General features: G+C 62.4%; 14 protein-coding genes. 3 read left to right on the forward strand and 11 right to left on the reverse strand.

What is annotated here, in order from left to right:
• Nucleotides 1-21 precede the first annotated feature (21 nt).
• Complete coding sequence (gene polA / locus G6N82_RS10070; protein ID WP_165196112.1) at nt 22-2,883, reverse strand: DNA polymerase I; 2,862 nt, start codon at nt 2,881-2,883, stop codon at nt 22-24.
• Nucleotides 2,884-3,141: 258 nt separating this feature from the next.
• Between polA and G6N82_RS10075 the strand changes: the two genes are divergently transcribed.
• Nucleotides 3,142-3,393: a hypothetical protein gene (locus G6N82_RS10075; RefSeq protein ID WP_165196114.1), complete on the forward strand. Its 252-nt coding sequence runs from the start codon at nt 3,142-3,144 to the stop codon at nt 3,391-3,393.
• 81 nt (nt 3,394-3,474) lie between these two features.
• Here G6N82_RS10075 and G6N82_RS10080 read toward each other — a convergent pair whose 3' ends face one another.
• Together G6N82_RS10080 and G6N82_RS10085 are read right to left on the reverse strand one after the other, a co-directional pair.
• The gene (locus tag G6N82_RS10080) at nt 3,475-4,497 is read right to left on the reverse strand and encodes a serine hydrolase (RefSeq protein WP_165196116.1); all 1,023 of its coding nucleotides are present in this window, start codon (nt 4,495-4,497) and stop codon (nt 3,475-3,477) included.
• 129 nt (nt 4,498-4,626) lie between these two features.
• Nucleotides 4,627-5,034, reverse strand: a complete 408-nt coding sequence (locus G6N82_RS10085) for a host attachment protein (RefSeq protein WP_165196118.1) — start codon at nt 5,032-5,034, stop codon at nt 4,627-4,629.
• 130 nt (nt 5,035-5,164) lie between these two features.
• Here G6N82_RS10085 and G6N82_RS10090 point away from each other — a divergent pair, with 130 nt between their 5' ends.
• A complete protein-coding gene (locus G6N82_RS10090; protein WP_165196120.1) occupies nt 5,165-7,438 on the forward strand; it encodes a DUF305 domain-containing protein in 2,274 nt (757 codons plus the stop codon).
• A gap of 121 nt (nt 7,439-7,559) precedes the next feature.
• Here the strand turns inward: G6N82_RS10090 and groL are convergent, their stop codons facing one another.
• The 8 genes from groL to G6N82_RS10130 form a co-directional block, all read right to left on the reverse strand.
• Complete coding sequence (gene groL, locus G6N82_RS10095) at nt 7,560-9,209, reverse strand: chaperonin GroEL (protein ID WP_165196122.1); 1,650 nt, start codon at nt 9,207-9,209, stop codon at nt 7,560-7,562.
• A gap of 53 nt (nt 9,210-9,262) precedes the next feature.
• Nucleotides 9,263-9,550, reverse strand: a complete 288-nt coding sequence (gene groES, locus G6N82_RS10100) for a co-chaperone GroES (protein WP_165196124.1) — start codon at nt 9,548-9,550, stop codon at nt 9,263-9,265.
• 139 nt (nt 9,551-9,689) lie between these two features.
• Nucleotides 9,690-11,096 (reverse strand): MATE family efflux transporter, encoded by a 1,407-nt coding sequence (locus G6N82_RS10105; protein ID WP_165196126.1) that lies wholly within the window; start codon nt 11,094-11,096, stop codon nt 9,690-9,692.
• Between the two features lie 185 nt (nt 11,097-11,281).
• Nucleotides 11,282-11,662 (reverse strand): 50S ribosomal protein L7/L12, encoded by a 381-nt coding sequence (gene rplL, locus G6N82_RS10110; protein WP_165196128.1) that lies wholly within the window; start codon nt 11,660-11,662, stop codon nt 11,282-11,284.
• Between the two features lie 80 nt (nt 11,663-11,742).
• Nucleotides 11,743-12,258, reverse strand: coding sequence for a 50S ribosomal protein L10 (rplJ, locus tag G6N82_RS10115; RefSeq protein ID WP_165196130.1), 516 nt, complete (start codon nt 12,256-12,258; stop codon nt 11,743-11,745).
• Nucleotides 12,259-12,569: 311 nt separating this feature from the next.
• Nucleotides 12,570-13,637: a type 1 glutamine amidotransferase domain-containing protein gene (locus G6N82_RS10120; protein WP_165196132.1), complete on the reverse strand. Its 1,068-nt coding sequence runs from the start codon at nt 13,635-13,637 to the stop codon at nt 12,570-12,572.
• 100 nt (nt 13,638-13,737) lie between these two features.
• Nucleotides 13,738-13,962, reverse strand: a complete 225-nt coding sequence (locus tag G6N82_RS10125; RefSeq protein WP_165196134.1) for a helix-turn-helix transcriptional regulator — start codon at nt 13,960-13,962, stop codon at nt 13,738-13,740.
• Nucleotides 13,962-14,498, reverse strand: coding sequence for a DUF2975 domain-containing protein (locus G6N82_RS10130; protein ID WP_165196136.1), 537 nt, complete (start codon nt 14,496-14,498; stop codon nt 13,962-13,964). The genes G6N82_RS10125 and G6N82_RS10130 overlap by 1 nt, the downstream gene beginning before the upstream one ends.
• A 405-nt stretch (nt 14,499-14,903) precedes the next feature.
• Between G6N82_RS10130 and rpoB the strand changes: the two genes are divergently transcribed.
• A complete protein-coding gene (gene rpoB, locus G6N82_RS10135; protein WP_165196138.1) occupies nt 14,904-19,067 on the forward strand; it encodes a DNA-directed RNA polymerase subunit beta in 4,164 nt (1,387 codons plus the stop codon).
• Nucleotides 19,068-19,113: the final 46 nt, after the last annotated feature.

The following is a 19,113-nucleotide window of genomic DNA, read 5'->3' on the forward strand; positions in this document are numbered from 1 at the left end:
GGTTACAAGCCATATGGGGTCTCAATGCGCCGCATCCCAGCTGGTTCCGGTTCCGATATCGATGCCCAGCGGCACGTCCAGCTTGACAGAAGGTCCTGCAGCTTCGGCCATCACTCGTTCGATGACCGGCGAAGCGGCAGCCACATCGGCTTCGGGCAGTTCGAACACCAGTTCGTCATGCACCTGCAGCAGCATCTTTACGTGCCCCAGACCGGCCTCCTCAAGCGCGGGCATCATCCGCGCCATCGCGCGCTTGATGATATCGGCACTGGTGCCCTGGATCGGGGCATTGATCGCGGCGCGTTCGCTGCCTTGCCGTTCGGCCTGGTTCTTGGAATTGATCCTCGGGAACCAGGTCTTGCGGCCGAACAGCGTCTCAGAATAGCCGCGCTCGCGCACGGTCTCGAGCGTTTCCATGATGTAGCGTTGTATGCCCGGGAAACGCTGGAAATAGGTGTCGATCATCGCCTGCGCCTCATCCGGCTCCACTTCCAGCCGCGAGGCGAGGCCCCAGCGCGAAATGCCGTAAAGGATGGCGAAATTGATCGTCTTGGCGCGGGCGCGCGTGTCCCGCGTCACTTCGCCGAACATCTCGATCGCGGTGCGGGCGTGGATATCCTCGCCATTGGCGAAGGCTTCCTTCAGCGTCGGCACATCGGCCATATGTGCCGCCAGCCGCAGCTCGATCTGCGAATAGTCGGCCGCCAGCAGGACGTTTTTGCCATTTGGGCCGTCCTCGGGCACGAAAGCCTCGCGGATCTGGCGCCCGATCGGCGTGCGTACCGGGATGTTTTGCAGGTTCGGATCGGTCGAAGAAAGCCGCCCAGTCTGCGCGCCGACCAGCGAATAGCTGGTATGGACGCGGCCCGTGGCGGGATTGATCGCTTCCTGCAGCGCATCGGTATAGGTGGACTTCAGCTTGGCGAGATGACGCCACTCCAGCACCTTGCGGGCGATCGGCGCGCCCTCAGCCGCGAGCTTTTCCAGCACCGAGACATCGGTCGAATATTGGCCGCTCTTGCCCTTCTTGCCGCCTTTGTAGCCAAGCTTGTCGAACAGGATGTCTCCCAGTTGCTTGGGGCTGCCGACTGTGAATTCTTCACCGGCCAGCTCGTGTATCTCAAGTTCAAGCCGCCTGGTTTCGCTGGCGAATTCCTCGGACAATTTGGCGAGGCGCGATCGGTCTACCTTAATGCCGTGACGCTCCATTTGCGCCACCACCGGAATCAGCGGGCGATCGACCCGCTCGTAAATGCGGGTGCCACCTTCGACTGCCAGCCGCGGCTTGAGCAGCTGGTGCAGCCGCCAGGTTACGTCGGCGTCCTCGGCAGCATAGGCAGTCGCCTTGTCGAGCGGGACCTCGCCGAAGGGGATCTGCTTCTTGCCGGTGCCGCACACGTCCTTGAAGGCAATCGGCGTGTGCCCCAGATGGCGTTCCGACAATTCGTCCATGCCGTGGCCGCCGCCCATGCCATCGAGCTGCCGCCCGGCGTCGAGCGTGAAGCTGAGGATCATGGTGTCGTCGACCGGGCCAACCGCGATCCCGTAACGGGCCAGCACATTGATATCGTATTTGATGTTCTGCCCGATCTTCAGCACGGCATCGCTTTCCAGCAGCGGCTTGAGCGCGGCCACGGCCTGGTTGAGGTCCACCTGCTGCGGCTTCTCCGCGAACATGTCGCTCCCGCCCCCGCCCTCGTTGAGATGTGCCAGCGGGATATAGCAGGCGTCATTGGGCCCCAGCGCCAGGCTGACCCCGACCAGATCCGCCTGCATTGCATCGAGCGAGGATGTTTCGGTGTCGACCGCGACCAGCCGCGCGGCAAAGGCACGCTCGATCCAGGCTTCGAGCCGTTCCATCGTCTGGACGGTTTCATAGGCGCTGCGATCGATTTCGGGCAGGTCGGGCAGCGGTTGGCGATTGCCGTCTGCCGTGCCGGCATCGCCATTGGTTTCCTGCTTGGGTGGATTGAGATCGGTTGCGCGCGACGGGCTACCGGCCCCGGCATCCAGCCGCCGCAACAGCGAAGTAAAGCCGTGCTTTGCCAGGAAAGCGGCCAGCGGTTCGGGCGGTACCCCGTCGAGCTTGAAATCCTCGAGCGGTTCGGGAAGGTCGCAATCCTCCTTCAGCTCGACCAGCACCCGGCTGAGCTCGGCATCCTTGCGGTGCTCGATCAGCCGTTCCTTGAGCTTGGAGGGTTTCATCCCTTCGGCAGCGTCAAGTGCGGCGGCGAGCGATCCGTGGTCGGCGATCAGCTTGCTGGCGGTTTTCGGCCCGATCCCGAAAATGCCGGGAATATTGTCGACGCTGTCGCCCATCAGCGCCAGTACATCGCCCACCAGTTCAGGCTTTACGCCGAACTTTTCCTCGACCTCTTCGATATAGATGCGCTGGCTCTTCATCGTATCCAGCATGTCGATGCGCGCGCCGTCTTTCTCGCCGACGAGCTGCATCAGGTCCTTGTCCGAGGATACGATGGTGACGTCCCACCCGCGCGCCTGGGCCGCCCTGGCATAGGAGGCGATCAGATCGTCGGCTTCCAGGCCCTGCTCTTCGATGCAGGGCAGGCTGAAGGCGCGGGTGGCATCGCGAATCAGCGGAAACTGCGGCACCAGATCTTCCGGCGGCGGCGGGCGATTGGCCTTGTAGTCCGGGTAGATATCGTTGCGAAAGCTCTTCGAATCCTTGTCGAGGATCACTGCCAGGTGAGTCGGTCCTTCGGCCTTGTCGAGATCGTCGGCCAGCTTCCACAGCATCGTCGTGTAGCCGTATACGGCGCCAACCGGCGTCCCTTCGGGATCGGTCAATGGCGGCAGGCGGTGATAAGCGCGGAAGATATAGGATGATCCGTCGACGAGGTAGAGATGCTGGTGTTCGGCCATCGTGGCTTGCTAGCAGCGCAAGCGGGCGCTGGTAAGCGGCTTTTGCACGCCTTTGCCGCCCGCGTGGCGGGCGGGGCAGGGCGGTCAGCGGCCACGGCGAAATGAGGCGAGAAAATGGCAAGCTTCACGTAAATTCGCTTGCGTTGCCACAAAGTCGCCATTATTTACGCCCCCGAAGCGGGCATCAAAGCACGCTTTGTGCGCGGCCCGGCATTCGCCGGTCCCGCAGAATCACTCGCTGATCAAGGATTTGAAACTATGCGTAAGATCGTTCTTGCTGCCGCTATCGCTACTTCGGCTCTGGGCCTCGCTGCTTGCGGCGAAACCGCTGAGCAGGCTGATGAAACCGCCGACGCAATGGCTGCTGACGCCGAAGCAAACGCTGACGCCGCTGCTGAAGCTGCTACCGAAGCTGCTGACGCGACCGCTGAAGCTGCTGGCGAAGCTGCTGAAGCCGTTGAAGGCGCTGCTGAAGAAGCTGCTGCTGACGCGGAAGCTGCTGCCGAGTAATCGGACGGCAAAATCGATTTTTCGATTTTCGAAGGGCGGTACCGAAAGGTGCCGCCCTTTTCGTTTGAGCGCTACGTTCGCTTAGCCGCCGGGTCGTTCGGCGTTAGTCCAGTTCGGTTGTGCAACTCGCGCGCGTTCGCTGAAACCATCATATAGCGCCCGCGCAATGGCAGCGATCCGGTCTTCCCGGGCTGCGCGCGAGCCCTGGCCGGTAACGTAAATCGCCACAGCGATGGCGCGGCCATCCGGCCCTTCGATGATCCCGATATCGCTCGACGTGTTGTTGAGCGATCCCGTCTTGTGACTCACCTCTACCTCGGCCGGCATTAGCGCCGGAATGCGGCGCTTGCCCGTGCGGGTCTTGCTCATCGCATCCAGCAGCACCCGCCGGCTTGACCCTGACAGGAACTTGCCCTGGTACAGGCCGGCGAGGAATCTCAGCATTTCCCGAGGTGTGGCTGCATCGCGCTTGTCGATATGCTGGGCGGGATTGAACTCCCCGTCGTCGCGCACCAGCGTGGCGATATCGCGGTTGATGCTGAATTCCTTGAAGCCATGGCGCCGCATCCAGTCATTGACCTTTTTCGGCCCACCAACCGCGGCCAGCAAAGCATCGGTCGCCGGATTGCTGGAGCGTGCGATCATGATCTCGATCAGCTGATGGGCGGGCATATACTCGCCTTGGCGGACCGGAGCGGCAGCCGAAGAAAAGCGGGCCGAAGGCACCGGGATCAGCAAGGGGAACTCGCTGGTCAGCGAATATTTGCCCTGCTCGACCATTTCGAGGAAGGTCGCGGCCACGGCTACCTTGCTGGTCGATGCCATCGGGAAATACTGGTCTGCCAGCACACCGATTTCCTCGCCGGTGGCAAGGTCGATCGCGGCAACGCCGATCCGGCCATTGCTGCCATCGGCCAATTGCGCGATGCGCCGTTCCAGCGAGGTTTCATAAACCGCTTCGAAGGTCTGCGGCGCGCGCAGCCCTGTGCCGAAGGCGCGGTCGAACTGCGCTTCAAGCTCGTTTGACTGGGCCAGCGCCGAAGCGGGAAGTGCCGCCAGCAAGGCAAGCCCGCACCCGATTAACTTCGCGGAAATTCTGCTCATGCCGCCCTCATAACTGAAACGTGGTTGTCACGGAATTAACGCGGGGCGAATCGCCGGTTCAAGCGAATTCGCGCGTCTGCACGGCGAAAGGTGCCTGCGCTGCGTCGGAACCAGCCCTAAGTATCTGATTCAGGCCTGTTCGATCGCCTTCTCGATCTTCTCGGTCGGCTGACCGCTCAAGGTCTTGTCCAGTTCACCGACCAGCTTCTTGCGCAGTTCCGAATGGTAATGCAGGCGCATTTCGCCCAGCGTCTTGGGATCGGCAATGATCAGCAGCTGTTCGATCTCCCCCGCGATGGCCTTGGCATTGAGCCATTCCGCCACTGCCGCGCCATGCCCCAGTTCCTTCAGATCGGTGCGGCCCAGCATTCGCCCGATCTGGTCGCCGTCGCGCGAACCCGCGCTGAAATTGGTGACTTCAAGTTCCGGCTTGTCCTCTTCGATCAGGCGCGGCTCAAACATTGCGCCCTGATTGCGGAAAAGGACAAAGCTTGTTCCGTCGGCAATCGCGACATGCGCTTGGTGAGGAAGTTTCATCGGTTCGCTCCTCCACGAGTCGTTGGTCGATCAGGATAGCGCTTTTGCAGCATTTCGGCCAATGCCGCTTGACCTCGCCCCGGGCCGTGGCAGGACGCTCATCTTTCCTACTGACTTGATGGGGCTGTTCATGTCATCGATTCGTGCTTTTGCGGCGATCCGCGGGATCGCATTTGTTACCGCTGGCCTGCTGGCCGGAAGTTCGGCCATTGCTGTTGCCCAGCAAGTGCCGATCGTGCAGCCGGGCGCACCGGGCAAACCGGTGAAGGTGCTGAGCGCGGACGATGCGACGAAGCTGGCCGCGACCACTTATGCGCCGGGTGATGTTGCCTTCATGCAGGGCATGATCGTGCACCACCAGCAAGCGGTCGACATGGCGTCATTGGTGGAGGGCCGGACCAACAATGCCGATATCGTGGCGCTGGCCGGGCGCATCAATGCCAGCCAGGCGGATGAGATGAAGTTCATGCGCGAGTGGCTGGAGGCGCGAAACGAGCCGCTCGAAATGGCCGGGATGGGCCATGCCCACCACAATATGCGGGGCATGGCGAGCCCGGCGCAAATGGTCGAACTCGCCGCTGCCAGCAGCACGGCTTTCGACCGCCTGTTCCTGCAGCTGATGATTGCCCACCATCGCGGCGCGCTGGACATGGTCGACGATCTGCTTGGCGCGCCGGGCACCGCTTACGACCCGGTCATGTTCCAGTTCACCAATGACGTCGTGAACGACCAGACCGCTGAGATCGAGCGCATGAACAAGCTGCTCGCCGGGCTTTCGACCGATCCGCGCGCCACGCTGGCCGCCGGTTTCCGCGATGCAGGCGAAGCGATCAGCAATTTGCGCCTGATCGCCGCCCTGCCGAAGCCAGCCGGTTTCTTCGATCCAGCCAACCCTGCAGGCTTGCAACCGCTCAAGCCTAAGAAGGAGGAAGCCAAGACCGAAGAAGCCGATCCGCATGCGGGCCATACCATGGCCGCCAAGCCCGACGAAGCCAAGGGCGCCGCTCCGGCTGATCCGCGCGACGACAAGGAAGAAGACAAGCCTCAGTTCGGCGAGCGTGGTTCGCTGCTCGATTTTGCGAACACCGACATCGCCTTTGCCGGCGATTTGCTGGTGGCCGGCAATTACCATGGCTTCAACGCCTATCGGCTAGGCGCTGACGGGGTGCCGCAGCTGGTCAGCTCGATCGTCTGCCCCGGCGGACAGGGCGACGTTTCGATCGTGGGCAATATCCTGATCATGAGCGTCGAGGAGCAGCGCGGGCGCGTGGATTGCGGACTGCAAGGCACTCAAGGCAAGGTCGATGCCGAACGCTTCCGCGGCCTGCGCATCTTCGATATTTCGGATATCACTCGCCCCCGCCAGGTGGGCCAGGTGCAGACCTGCCGCGGCAGCCACACCCATTCGGTGGTGAGCGCGGACAGCAAACGGCTAGTGGTCTATAATTCGGGCACCTCCTACGTGCGCGATCCCGAAGAACTAAAGGGCTGTTACAACACGGCCGGCGATGAGACCGCGCTGTTCAGCATTGACGTGATCGAGATCCCGGTTGCCAATCCAGCTGCTGCGCGGATCGTCGACAGCCCGCGCGTGTTCGCGAAGGACGGCAAGATCGCCGGCCTGTGGCGCGGCGGCGATCATGGTGACGGCACGCAGGATACCTATGTCACAAACCAGTGCCATGACATCACCGTTTTCCTGGCCAAGAAGCTCGCCGCCGGCGCATGCTCGGGCAATGGTATCATCCTCGACATTTCCAACCCGCTCAAGCCGGTTCGGATCGACGACGTGACGGACAAGGGCTTTGCCTATTGGCACTCCGCCACCTTCAACAATGACGGCACCAAGGTGCTGTTCACCGACGAATGGGGCGGGGGCGGGCGTCCGCGTTGCCAGGCCGGGGACCCGATGAACTGGGGGGGCAATGCCTTCTATGCGATCGAGAAAGGCAAGCTGGAATATGCTGGGACCTACAAGCTGCCAGCGCCGCAGAGCGACAAGGAAAACTGCGTCGCGCACAACGGCTCGATCATTCCGGTGCCGGGCCGCGATATCTTCGTCCAGGCGTGGTACCAGGGCGGCATCAGCGTGATCGACTTCACCGATCCGGACAATATCCACGAGATCGCCTATTTTGACCGCGGGCCGGTCGACAAGGACCAGATGGTCGTGGGCGGATACTGGTCGGCCTATTGGTACAAGGGCCGAATTTACGGCACGGAGATTACGCGCGGTATCGATGTCTTCGCGCTTGAGCCCAGCGAATTCCTGTCCGCCGAGGAAATCGCGGCGGCAGAAGCGGCGATTTATCCGGGTGACGTGTTCAACCCGCAGACGCAGACGCAGGTCACCTGGCCAGCCGATGTGCTCGCTGCCGTGGAAGCGAGCCGCAAGGGCGGGTAATGCAACATTGGCTGGCCGGGTGATCGCGCCCGGCTGGCAGCCTGCAACAGACCATAGGAAAGGCCCGGCAGGATCGCTCCCGCCGGGCCTCTCTCTTAGCCTGTCGGCTGGTCGGTAAGGCTTAGAAGCCCATGCCGCCCATACCGCCCATGCCGCCCATATCGGGCATTGCAGGGGCAGCCGACTTGTCTTCCGGAGCCTCGGTGATCGCCGCTTCGGTGGTGATCAGCAGGCCGGCTACCGAAGCAGCATCCTGCAGCGCAGTGCGCACGACCTTGGTCGGGTCGATCACGCCGGCTTCCACGAGGTTCTCGTAGGTGTCGGTCGCAGCGTTGAAGCCCTGCGTTTCGTCACCTTCGCGCAGCAGATTGCCGGAAACGACCGCGCCGTCATGGCCGGCGTTTTCCGCAATCTGGCGCACCGGTGCCATGATTGCACGGCGCACGATGTCGACACCGCGGGTCTGGTCATCATTGGCGCCCTTGAGGCCCTCCAGCACCTTCGTTGCATAGAGCAGCGCGGTACCGCCGCCCGGAACGATGCCTTCTTCGACAGCCGCGCGGGTGGCGTGGAGAGCGTCATCGACGCGGTCCTTGCGCTCCTTCACTTCGACTTCCGAAGCACCGCCAACCTTGATCACGGCCACGCCGCCGGCGAGCTTGGCCAGCCGCTCCTGCAGCTTCTCGCGGTCATAGTCGCTGGTGGTGGTTTCGATCTGCGCGCGGATCTGCTCGACCCGGGCCTTGATGTCTTCCGCAGCACCGGCGCCATCGACGATGGTGGTGTTGTCCTTGTCGATGGTGACCTTCTTGGCCTGGCCAAGCATGCCCAGCGTCACGTTCTCGAGCTTGATGCCGAGGTCTTCGCTGATCATCTCGCCCTTGGTCAGGATCGAGATATCCTGCAGCATGGCCTTGCGGCGATCGCCGAAGCCCGGTGCCTTGACCGCAGCAACCTTGAGGCCGCCGCGCAGCTTGTTGACCACCAGGGTTGCCAGCGCTTCGCCTTCGATGTCTTCGGCGATGATCAGCAGCGGACGCCCGGCCTGGACCACAGCTTCGAGCACCGGCAGCATCGGCTGCAGGTTCGACAGCTTCTTTTCGTGGATCAGGATGTAGGGGTTGTCGAGCTCGACCGTCATCTTCTCGGGGTTGGTGATGAAGTAGGGGCTGAGGTAGCCGCGGTCGAACTGCATGCCTTCGACGACATCAAGTTCAAACTCGAGGCCCTTGGCTTCCTCGACAGTGATCACGCCTTCCTTGCCGACCTTTTCCATCGCTTCAGCGATCTTTTCGCCGACTTCGCGGTCGCCATTGGCCGAAATGATGCCGACCTGGGCGATTTCGTTGGAGCCCGAAACTTCCTTCGAACGGCTCTTGAGGTTCGCGACAACCTTTTCGACCGCCAGGTCGATGCCGCGCTTCAGGTCCATCGGATTCATGCCGGCGGCGACCGACTTCATGCCTTCGCGCACGATCGCCTGGCCCAGCACAGTGGCGGTGGTGGTGCCGTCACCGGCGAGGTCGTTGGTCTTCGAAGCCACTTCGCGCAGCATCTGTGCGCCCATGTTTTCGAACTTGTCCTTGAGCTCGATTTCCTTGGCGACGGTGACGCCGTCCTTGGTGATGCGCGGTGCGCCGAAGCTCTTGTCGATCACGACGTTGCGGCCCTTGGGGCCCAGCGTAACCTTTACCGCGTTGGCGAGCGTATCAACGCCCTTCAGGATGCGTTCGCGTGCGTCACGCGAGAACTTTACGTCCTTGGCAGCCATGTCAGTTTCTCCTGGAATTGTGTGTTTGCAGTGTCAGCGACGGGATCAGCTGTTCAGCCGATGATCCCCATGATGTCGCTTTCCTTCATGATCAGCAGGTCTTCGCCATCCAGCTTGACCTCGGTGCCCGACCACTTGCCGAACAGCACGCGGTCGCCGGCCTTGACGTCGAGCGGGGTGACAGTGCCGTCTTCGGCCTTGGAACCCGAACCGACGGCGACGATTTCGCCTTCGCTCGGCTTTTCCTTGGCGCTGTCAGGGATGATGATGCCGCCGGCCGTCTTCTCTTCAGCTTCGATGCGACGGACCAGTACGCGGTCGTGCAGCGGACGAAATGCCATAGTGTATGACCTTTCCATTAGGTTGGTAATGACTCTTGGCACTCTCCCCTCGAGAGTGCCAGCGTGGCGCATGTGGGTGCGCAAGGACGCCAAGTCAACAGGCCGCGCAGCAAAAAATTTCGCTCGGGTCGGCCGCTTTTTACCCGGCGCGCAGGGTCAGGCCCAGGCGCTCGCGCAGCAGCCAGCGCCAGGTCAGCAGGATCGCGGCAAAGAACAGGCCGGTCGCAAGCCCGACCCACACGCCCACGCCTTGCAGCGGGGTCAGGAAGCCGAGCGCCAGCGCTGCGCCCATGCCCGGGATCCAGTAACTGAAGATCGCGATCCACATCGGCATGCGAGTATCCTGCAAACCGCGCAACGCGCCGGCAGCAACCGCCTGCACCCCGTCTGCCAGTTGGAAAATCGCGGCCAGCACAAGGTATTGCAGCGCGAAGCCGACCAGTGCGGCGTTGTGCGCAGCCTCGACATCGACATAGATCGAAAGCAGGAGCTTGGGGGTCAGGATCATCGCCAATGCGGTCAGTGCCATGAAACCGGTGCCCATGCCCAAGGCGACCCAGCCCGCGCGCCTGATCCCTTCCGAATCGCGCGCACCATAGAAATAGCCGACCCTGATGGTCGCTGCCTGGCCCACGCCAAACGGCACCTGGAAGGCGAGCGCGGCAATCTGCAGCGCCACGGTGTGTCCGGCCAGCTCGGCAGCACCGAAGCGACCCATCATGAAGGCCGCCGCGCCGAAAATCCCGGCTTCGGCAGTAACCGTCAGCGCGATCGGCGTACCGATCCGGATGATCAGCCAGAAGCGCTGCCAGTCAGGGCGCCAGAAGCGGTAGAAGATGCGATATCGCGCCAGCGCCTTGTCCTGCAGGATCGCGGCAACATAGGCGCCCACCGTGATCCAGGCGGTGATAATGGTCGCAACGGCTGCACCCGTTAGCCCCATTTCCGGAGCGCCGAACTTGCCGAAGATAAAGGCATAGTTGGCAAGCGCATTGACCCCGATGCCGAGGCCCGTAATCGCTGTTGCGAAAATCGGTTGGCCCAGCGCGGAAACATAATTGCGCAACACCGCCGCCAGCAGCATCGGCACCATCGAGAAGACGATCACCGAATTGTATTCATTGGCAAGGCCGATGATGGCGGCCTGCTGGCCGGTCGCGCGCATGATCGGATCGAGCAGCAGGCAAATTCCCATGCCGATTATGCCGGTAATGACTGCGAGCCACAGGGCCATGCGCGTGGCACGCCGTACCGGCCGGAACGAAGGTGACCGCGCGCCGATAGCCTCGGCAATCAGCGGGGCGACCGCGCCTGTAAGGGCGGTCATCGCCCATAGCACCAGGCCGAACAGCGACACCGCCAGCGCCGATGCGGCCAGTTGCTCGTCGCCCAGCCGCGCGATGAAGATCACGTCGATTGCATAGGTGAGCATTTGCAGCAGGTTGGCGAGCGCCAGCGGCCAGGCCAGCCGGAACGTGGCGCCGATTTCTGCGCGCCAGCCTTCGCTGCTCAGAGGCAGGGGCTTCAGGGCATGTGCGTCGTTCATGATTCACGCGCTGCCCATCTGAAGCGGACAGCCGGACCGGATAGGCGGACGTTGGTGGTGGTGGAAGGGCGATCTGCCGTGGCGCCGATGAAGACCGAAAATGTGCGGCATCCGCGCCACACAAACGAAAAGGGCGGCGCCGTGCGGCACCGCCCTTCGTTGGATCAGCCAGAGCTGAACGAAGCTTACTTGAGCTCGACGGTGCCGCCGGCTGCTTCGATCTTGCCCTTGATCTCTTCGGCTTCTGCCTTGTTGACGCCTTCCTTGAGAGCCTTCGGGGCGCTTTCGACCAGCGCCTTGGCTTCGGTCAGGCCCAGGCCGGTGATGGCGCGGACTTCCTTGATCACCTGGATCTTCTTGCCACCGTCACCGGTCAGGATGACGTCGAATTCGGTCTTCTCTTCAGCGGCGCCACCGGCGTCACCACCGCCAGCGGCGGGGGCAGCAACGGCAACAGCAGCGGCGGCGCTCACGCCCCACTCTTCTTCCAGTGCCTTGGCAAGCTCAGCGGCTTCCAGGACAGTCAGCTTCGACAGTTCTTCAACAAGCTTGGCGATATCGGCCATGATGTTTCACTCCATTTATGTGGCGGGGCGTCAGCCTTTTCCTTCGGCCCCGAATGTTTCGTCTCGCGAATGCGCGTCTTTTATGCGGCTTCCTTGGCGCCATAGGCACCAAACACGCGGGCCAGCTTGGCAGCCGGGGCATTGACGACCTGGGCAACCTTGGTTGCCGGGGCGTTGATGAGACCCACGATCTTGCCGCGCAGTTCGTCGAGGCTCGGCATCGAGGCAAGCGCCTTGACTCCGGCTTCGTCGAGCACCTGCGTACCCATCGAACCACCGACGATTTCCAGCTTGTCGTTCGACTTGGCGAAATCGACAGCAGCCTTGGCGGCTGCGACCGGGTCAGTCGACCAGGCCAGCGCGGTCGGGCCCGAGAGAAACTCTTCGAGGCCGACGTAATCGGTATCCTTCAGGGCGAGCTTGGCGAGACGGTTCTTCGCAACCTTGTAAGACGCACCTGCTTCCCGCATCTTCGAGCGCAGTTCGGTGGACTGGGCCACCGACATGCCGAGGTTGCGGGTGACAACCACCACGCCGACCTCTTTGAAGACGTCGTTGAGCTGGGCGACTGCGTCGGCTTTTTGCGAACGATCCATGCCATACTCCTTCAATTTGACCGCCCGGAATGGCTCCCGGATGGCCGGCTACGTTTGTCCATGCTGCGCGAAGCAACACGGGCGAGTCCGTTGATGGGGAAGGAGGATGCGGCAAAGCGCATCGGGTGGCCGCCATAAAGGAGGCCTGTAAATCTCTTTTCCCCGTCTAGGCTGGAAATTAAGACCGGCATATTCCGGTCACCAACTGTCTCGGACGGATGAACGGCAAAGCCAAAGAGGCCCACCGGTCGGGGTGGGCCTCTAGCGGAATTCGGCGATGAGTCAAGCTCGCATCGCGGTGTGGCCGGGGCCTATCCATCGGCCAGGCGGGCGCGGGCAGCCTTGATGGCGTCATCAAGCTGCGGCTCGGGGAAGTGCGGCTGGGCAAGCTCCATGATCCGCACTGCCGACGCCAGCATGGCGCGATCCTCGCCCGCTTCGATCGAGCGGTAATAGCCCCAGATCGCCACCAAGGGCACGTCAATCTTGCCGTCCTTGCGCGCCAGCGCGGTTTCCAGCGGAGCGGTGTTGCCCGAAATCGCCTCGGCGACCAGCGCCAGGCTGCGCTCGTCAGCCCATGGCTCGCGAGGTGCAGGACTGTGGCCGAGTGCGCGCATGACCGCATCGGCAGCCAGTCCGATCGAAAACGGGTTCTGCCCGGTTACCACGCGACCATCGGTCACGACATGGGGTAGCATCATCGGCGCCTCGCTGAATTCCGCACCCAGTTTGCGCAGTTCGCTTTCAAGCAGGAACGGGAAATGCGGGACCCATTTCTTGCCGAAGAGCGTTTCTTCTTCATCCGCAAAGCCAGTCAGCTTGCGGCCCTCCGCCCAGGCGGTGCCACTGGCAGTACGCATCCGGGCCAACACGGCCGGGCCATGGCAAACGGCGGAGATCACGCCGCCGCGTCGCTCGGTTTCGGCCAACAGGGACTGCAGGACCTGGCTGAACGGCAGGTCCATCATAGCGCCCTTGCCGCCAATCACCATGATGGCGCTGTATTGGCCGGCCATTTCCGGTTCGAGCCGCAGCGTGTTGGCGAGTTTCTCTCGCGCGGTGGGGTCGGCATTGAAGTCAGCATTGTAGGCTTTCTTGGGATCATACTCGTCGGCCACCACCGCCCCGCCTGTAGGGCTGGCAATATCGACCGCCATGCCGTTCTGCCGGAATACCAGCCACGCCTGCGTGAGTTCGTCCATCTCGAAACCGGGCTGGATATCGCCCGCCCCGCGCCCGTGACTGCTGACGACCAGCAGCACGCGCTGCGGCAATTCGGTCGGCGCGGCCGTTGGCGCCGGAGGCGCAGCCAGTACGGGAGTGACTGGAACGAGTGCAATCAACGCAAGGGGCAGAGCAGCAGACAGTCGAAACGACATTTCGGGTTTTCCTTTTTTGATGGGTGCGAAACTCCGCCCGGCGCCGTGGCAGGCGCCGGAGGAAGATTGCCGGTTGTGAAGTCGAGGTTGGTTGGCCGGGTCAGTCCGGCCGGTAGCCGAGCAGGTCGCCCGGCTGGCACTCCAGCTCGCGGCAGATCGCCTCAAGCGTAGAGAAGCGGATCGCCTTGGCCTTGCCGGTCTTGAGGATCGACAGGTTGGCGAGGGTCAGGCCCACGCGATCCGCGAGTTCGGTCAGCGTCATGCGCCGGGCATGGAGCAGGTCGTCGAGCTTGACCACGATGCCGGTTCCTTCTTCTGCGGGCATCACACGGTCCCTTCCAGGTCTGCGCGCATCGCCGCGCCGTGGCGGAATACGCGGGCGAGGATGAACAGGACGAGCGCGAGCAATAATCCTGTCAGCGAAAACTCCAGATCCGCTTCCACTGCAGTTGGCTGGAACTGGGTCATCATCCACGCAACGATCGCGATCAGCGGAAGTTTGCCGACTTCGATCGCCAGTGCAATCCAGCCCATCCGTGTCAGCCGGCTGGCATTGGCATCAATGAAGGGGTCTCCTTCGCCGACCGACAGGATGATGCGCCGTAGCAGGAAAAGGAAATAGCAGCCCAGTCCAAGTAGGCCGGCACTCAACGTCAGAGCGGTGATGGCAGCCATGGTTGCTTGCGCTACGCTGGCGGTAGCAGCATCAACCATTTCATCCGCGACGGCGGCGGGATCAATGAGCAGATAGGGAATCACTGCGAGGAGGACTGCCGCCACCAATGCCAGTATGACGATGACGAAAACGGTGAGGAAGTTGCCTGCCTTCAGCAGTCCATCATTCCGGAGCAAGCGGGTCATTTATCGAACTCCTTGATAGTCGATATTGATAATCAATAAATCAATGGCTCCCTTATTGTCAATCAATAATATTGAAAAACGATATGCCACTGATTGATAGGCGGCAAACGAGGAACCCCGCCACGCGCGGTTTGACAGTCCGGCATGGCATTCCTATATGCCCCTCAACCGCTCGCTTCGAGCAAGTCCGATTCATGCGCGGGATTCGGTCTTAAGGATGGAAGCAGCGGGTTCCATAATCGCGACGCAATTTGTGCTGCAGCAGCGCGCCGGGAAAGGTGCGCCCATCGCTGCGGCCTTTTCGCGTCCCTGATGTCGGAACCGATCATCGCGTGACCGTTTGAGTTCACGAATGCCGGCTACCCGGGTGGTGCCGGCCCAACAGACAAAGAGGCATTCCTCTCCATGGCGAGCAAAGCGAAGTCCCCCAAGCCGCAAGGCACGGCCAAGAAGCGCATCCGCAAGATCTTCGGCGATATCCACGAAGTGGTGCAGATGCCGAACCTGATCGAGGTTCAGCGCGAAAGCTACGAGCAGTTCCTGCGTTCGGACAAGAGCACCGGCTATGTTTCCGGCCTTGAAAAGACGCTGCGCAGCGTGTTCCCGATCCGCGACTTCGCCGGCACTGCCGAGCTCGACTTCGTGCATTACGAGCTGGAAGACCCAAAGTACGACACCACCGAGTGTCGCCAGCGCGGCATCACTTATGCCGCCCCGATGAAGGTGACGCTGCGCCTGATCGTGTTCGAGGTGGACCAGGAGACCGAGACCCGCTCCGTGCTCGATATCAAGGAGCAGGACGTGTACATGGGCGACATGCCGCTCATGACCGAGAATGGCACCTTCATCATCAACGGCACCGAGCGCGTTATCGTGTCGCAGATGCACCGTTCGCCTGGTGTGCTGTTCGACCATGACCGGGGCAAGACCCACAGTTCCGGAAAGCTGCTGTTCGCTGCCCGCGTGATCCCTTATCGCGGCAGCTGGCTGGACTTCGAATTCGACGCCAAGGACATCGTCAATGTCCGGATCGACCGCAAGCGCAAGCTGCCGGTCACTTCGCTGCTTTATGGCCTCGGCCTCGATGCCGAGCAGATCCTGCACTATTTCTATGACACCATCGTCTGGAAGCGCGCCAAGGATGGTTGGGAAATTCCTTTCGTGGCCGAGCAATGGCGCGGCCAGAAGCCGGCCTTCGCGCTGGTCGATGCCAAGACGGGCGAGGAAGTCTTCCCCGCCGGGCAGAAGATCAGCCCGCGCGCGGCCAACAAGGCCGAGAAGGACGGGCTGAAGACCCTTCTGCTGCCGACCGAAGAAATCGTCAGCCGTTATGCCGCCAATGACCTGATCGATGAAAAGACCGGCCGCATCTACATCGAAGCGGGCGACGAGATTACGCTCGAGCATGTCGAAACCTTCGATGCCGCCGGGATCGACCAGATCGAACTGCTCGACATCGACGAGGTCAACACCGGGCCGTGGATCCGCAACACGCTGAAGGTCGACAAGGCCGAGAACCGCGATGAAGGCCTCGAAGCGATCTACAAGGTAATGCGCCCGGGCGAGCCGCCGACGCTTGAAACCGCTGAGGCGCTGTTCGAAGGCCTGTTCTTCGATAACGAACGCTATGACCTGTCGGCCGTGGGCCGCGTCAAGCTCAACATGCGCCTTGGCCTCGATGCCGAAGACACCGTCACCACGCTGCGCAAGGAAGACATCCTAGCCGTGGTCAAGGAACTGGTCGGCCTGAAGGACGGCAAGGGCGAAGTCGACGATATCGACAACCTCGGCAACCGCCGCGTGCGTTCGGTCGGCGAACTGCTGGAAAACCAGTACCGAGTCGGCCTGCTGCGCATGGAGCGCGCCGTGAAGGAGCGCATGAGCAGCGTCGATGTTTCGACTGTCATGCCGAATGACCTGATCAACGCCAAGCCGGCTGTGGCCGCAGTGCGCGAGTTCTTCGGTTCCAGCCAGCTCTCGCAGTTCATGGACCAGACCAACCCGCTGTCGGAAGTCACCCACAAGCGCCGCGTTTCGGCGCTTGGCCCGGGCGGCCTTACCCGCGAGCGCGCCGGCTTCGAGGTGCGCGACGTGCACCCGACCCACTATGGCCGCATCTGCCCGATCGAAACGCCGGAAGGCCCGAACATCGGCCTGATCAACTCGCTCGCCAGCTTCAGCCGGGTGAACAAGTACGGCTTCATCGAAACACCCTACCGCAAGGTGGTGGACGGCAAGGTAACCGCCGAAGTGGTCTACCTGTCGGCGATGGAAGAGCAGAAGCACACCGTGGCGCAGGCCTCGGCCGAACTGAACGATGACGGCAGCTTTGCCGAGGAATTCGTTTCGGCCCGCCAGAATGGCGACTACTTCATGGCTCCGCGCGAGCAGATCACGCTGATGGACGTTTCGCCGAAGCAGCTGGTCTCGGTCGCCGCTTCGCTGATCCCGTTCCTGGAAAACGATGACGCCAACCGCGCGCTGATGGGTTCGAACATGCAGCGCCAGGCCGTGCCGCTGGTGCGCGCCGAGGCGCCGTTCGTCGGCACCGGGATGGAAGAGACCGTGGCCCGTGATTCGGGTGCCGCGATCGCTGCCTCGCGCGGCGGGATCGTCGACCAGGTTGACGCCACCCGTATCGTGATCCGTGCAATTGGTGATGTCGAACCCGGCCAGTCGGGCGTTGACATCTACACGCTGCAGAAGTTCCAGCGCTCGAACCAGAACACCTGCATCAACCAGCGTCCGCTGGTGAAGGTGGGTGACGTGGTCGAGGAAGGCGACATCATCGCCGACGGTCCGTCGACCGATCTCGGGGAACTGGCATTGGGCCGCAACAGCCTCGTCGCCTTCATGCCGTGGAACGGCTACAACTACGAGGACTCGATCCTGATCTCCGAACGCATCGTGAAAGACGACGTGTTCACCTCGATCCACATCGAGGAATTCGAGGTCATGGCCCGCGACACCAAGCTGGGCCCGGAAGACATCACCCGCGACATTCCCAACGTTGGCGAGGAAGCGCTGCGCAACCTCGACGAAGCGGGCATCGTTTACATCGGCGCCGAAGTGCATCCGGGCGATATCCTGGTCGGCAAGATCACGCCCAAGGGCGAAAGCCCGATGACGCCGGAAGAAAAGCTGCTCCGCGCGATCTTCGGCGAAAAGGCCAGCGATGTGCGCGACACCTCGCTCCGCCTGCCGCCGGGCGTGGCCGGTACGGTGGTGGAAGTGCGCGTGTTCAACCGCCACGGGATCGAGATCGATGACCGTACCCGCGCGATCCAGCACGAGGAAATCGAGCGCCTGCGCAAGGACGCGCAGGACGAGCGCGCGATCCTCAACCGTGCGACCTACAACCGTCTGAAGGACATGCTGCTGGGCCAGGTTGCCAGCGCAGCGCCCAAGGGCGTTAAGAAGGGCGTGACCATCGACGAAGCGCTGCTGGATGAGATCGAGCGCCACGAATGGTTCAAGTTCGCGGTGGCCGATGACAATCGCCAGGCGCAGATCGAAGCGGTCAAGAGCCAGTATGACGAAGCCGTCAAGGGCATCGATGACAAGTTCGAGGACCGCAAGGAGAAGCTCGAGCGCGGTGACGAACTGGCCCCGGGCGTGCTCAAGATGGTCAAGGTCTTCGTCGCGGTGAAGCGCAAGCTGCAGCCGGGTGACAAGATGGCCGGCCGCCACGGGAACAAGGGCGTCATCAGCCGCATCCTGCCGCAGGAAGACATGCCGTTCCTCGAAGACGGGACCCCGGTCGACATCGTGCTCAACCCGCTGGGCGTGCCTTCGCGCATGAACGTCGGGCAGATCTTCGAAACGCACCTGGGCATGGCAGCCCGCGGCCTCGGCCAGCAGGTCACTGCTGCGCTGGAGGAATGGCGCGCCGCCAATCCCGATCCGGAAGCGGCACAGCCGCCCCAGGCCGTCGTCGAAAAGCTCAAGGACGTCTACGGCGAGCAATACCACGCCGAGATCGAGGCGCGTTCGCCCGCCGAAATCGTCGAGCTGGCCGGCAACCTCACCAATGGCGTGCCGATGGGCACCCCGGTGTTCGACGGGGCGCGCGAAAGCGACGTGACGGCGATGCTGGAAAAGGCCGGGCTCGACAGTTCGGGCCAGGTCACGCTCTATGACGGGCGCACCGGCGAGGCGTTCGACCGCAAGGTCACCGTGGGCTATATCTATATGCTCAAGCTGCACCACCTGGTCGACGACAAGATCCACGCTCGCTCGATCGGCCCCTACTCGCTCGTTACCCAGCAGCCGCTGGGCGGCAAGGCGCAGTTCGGCGGCCAGCGCTTCGGCGAAATGGAGGTCTGGGCACTGCAGGCATATGGCGCAGCCTACACCCTGCAGGAAATGCTCACCGTCAAGTCGGACGACGTGGTCGGCCGTACCAAGGTCTACGAAGCTATCGTCAAGGGCGACGACACCTTCGAAGCGGGCATTCCGGAGAGCTTCAACGTGCTTGTGAAGGAAATGCGCTCGCTCGGCCTCAATGTCGAACTCAAGTCTTTGACCGACGAGAGCGACGAGGACGAATGGCCGGAGGCAGCGGAATAACAGGAGCGGGCCTTACCGGCCCCTCCTTTTCCGCCCCAGGATTTCA

The sequence above is a fragment of the Altererythrobacter sp. BO-6 genome, from assembly GCF_011047315.1.
Taxonomy (GTDB): domain Bacteria; phylum Pseudomonadota; class Alphaproteobacteria; order Sphingomonadales; family Sphingomonadaceae; genus Erythrobacter.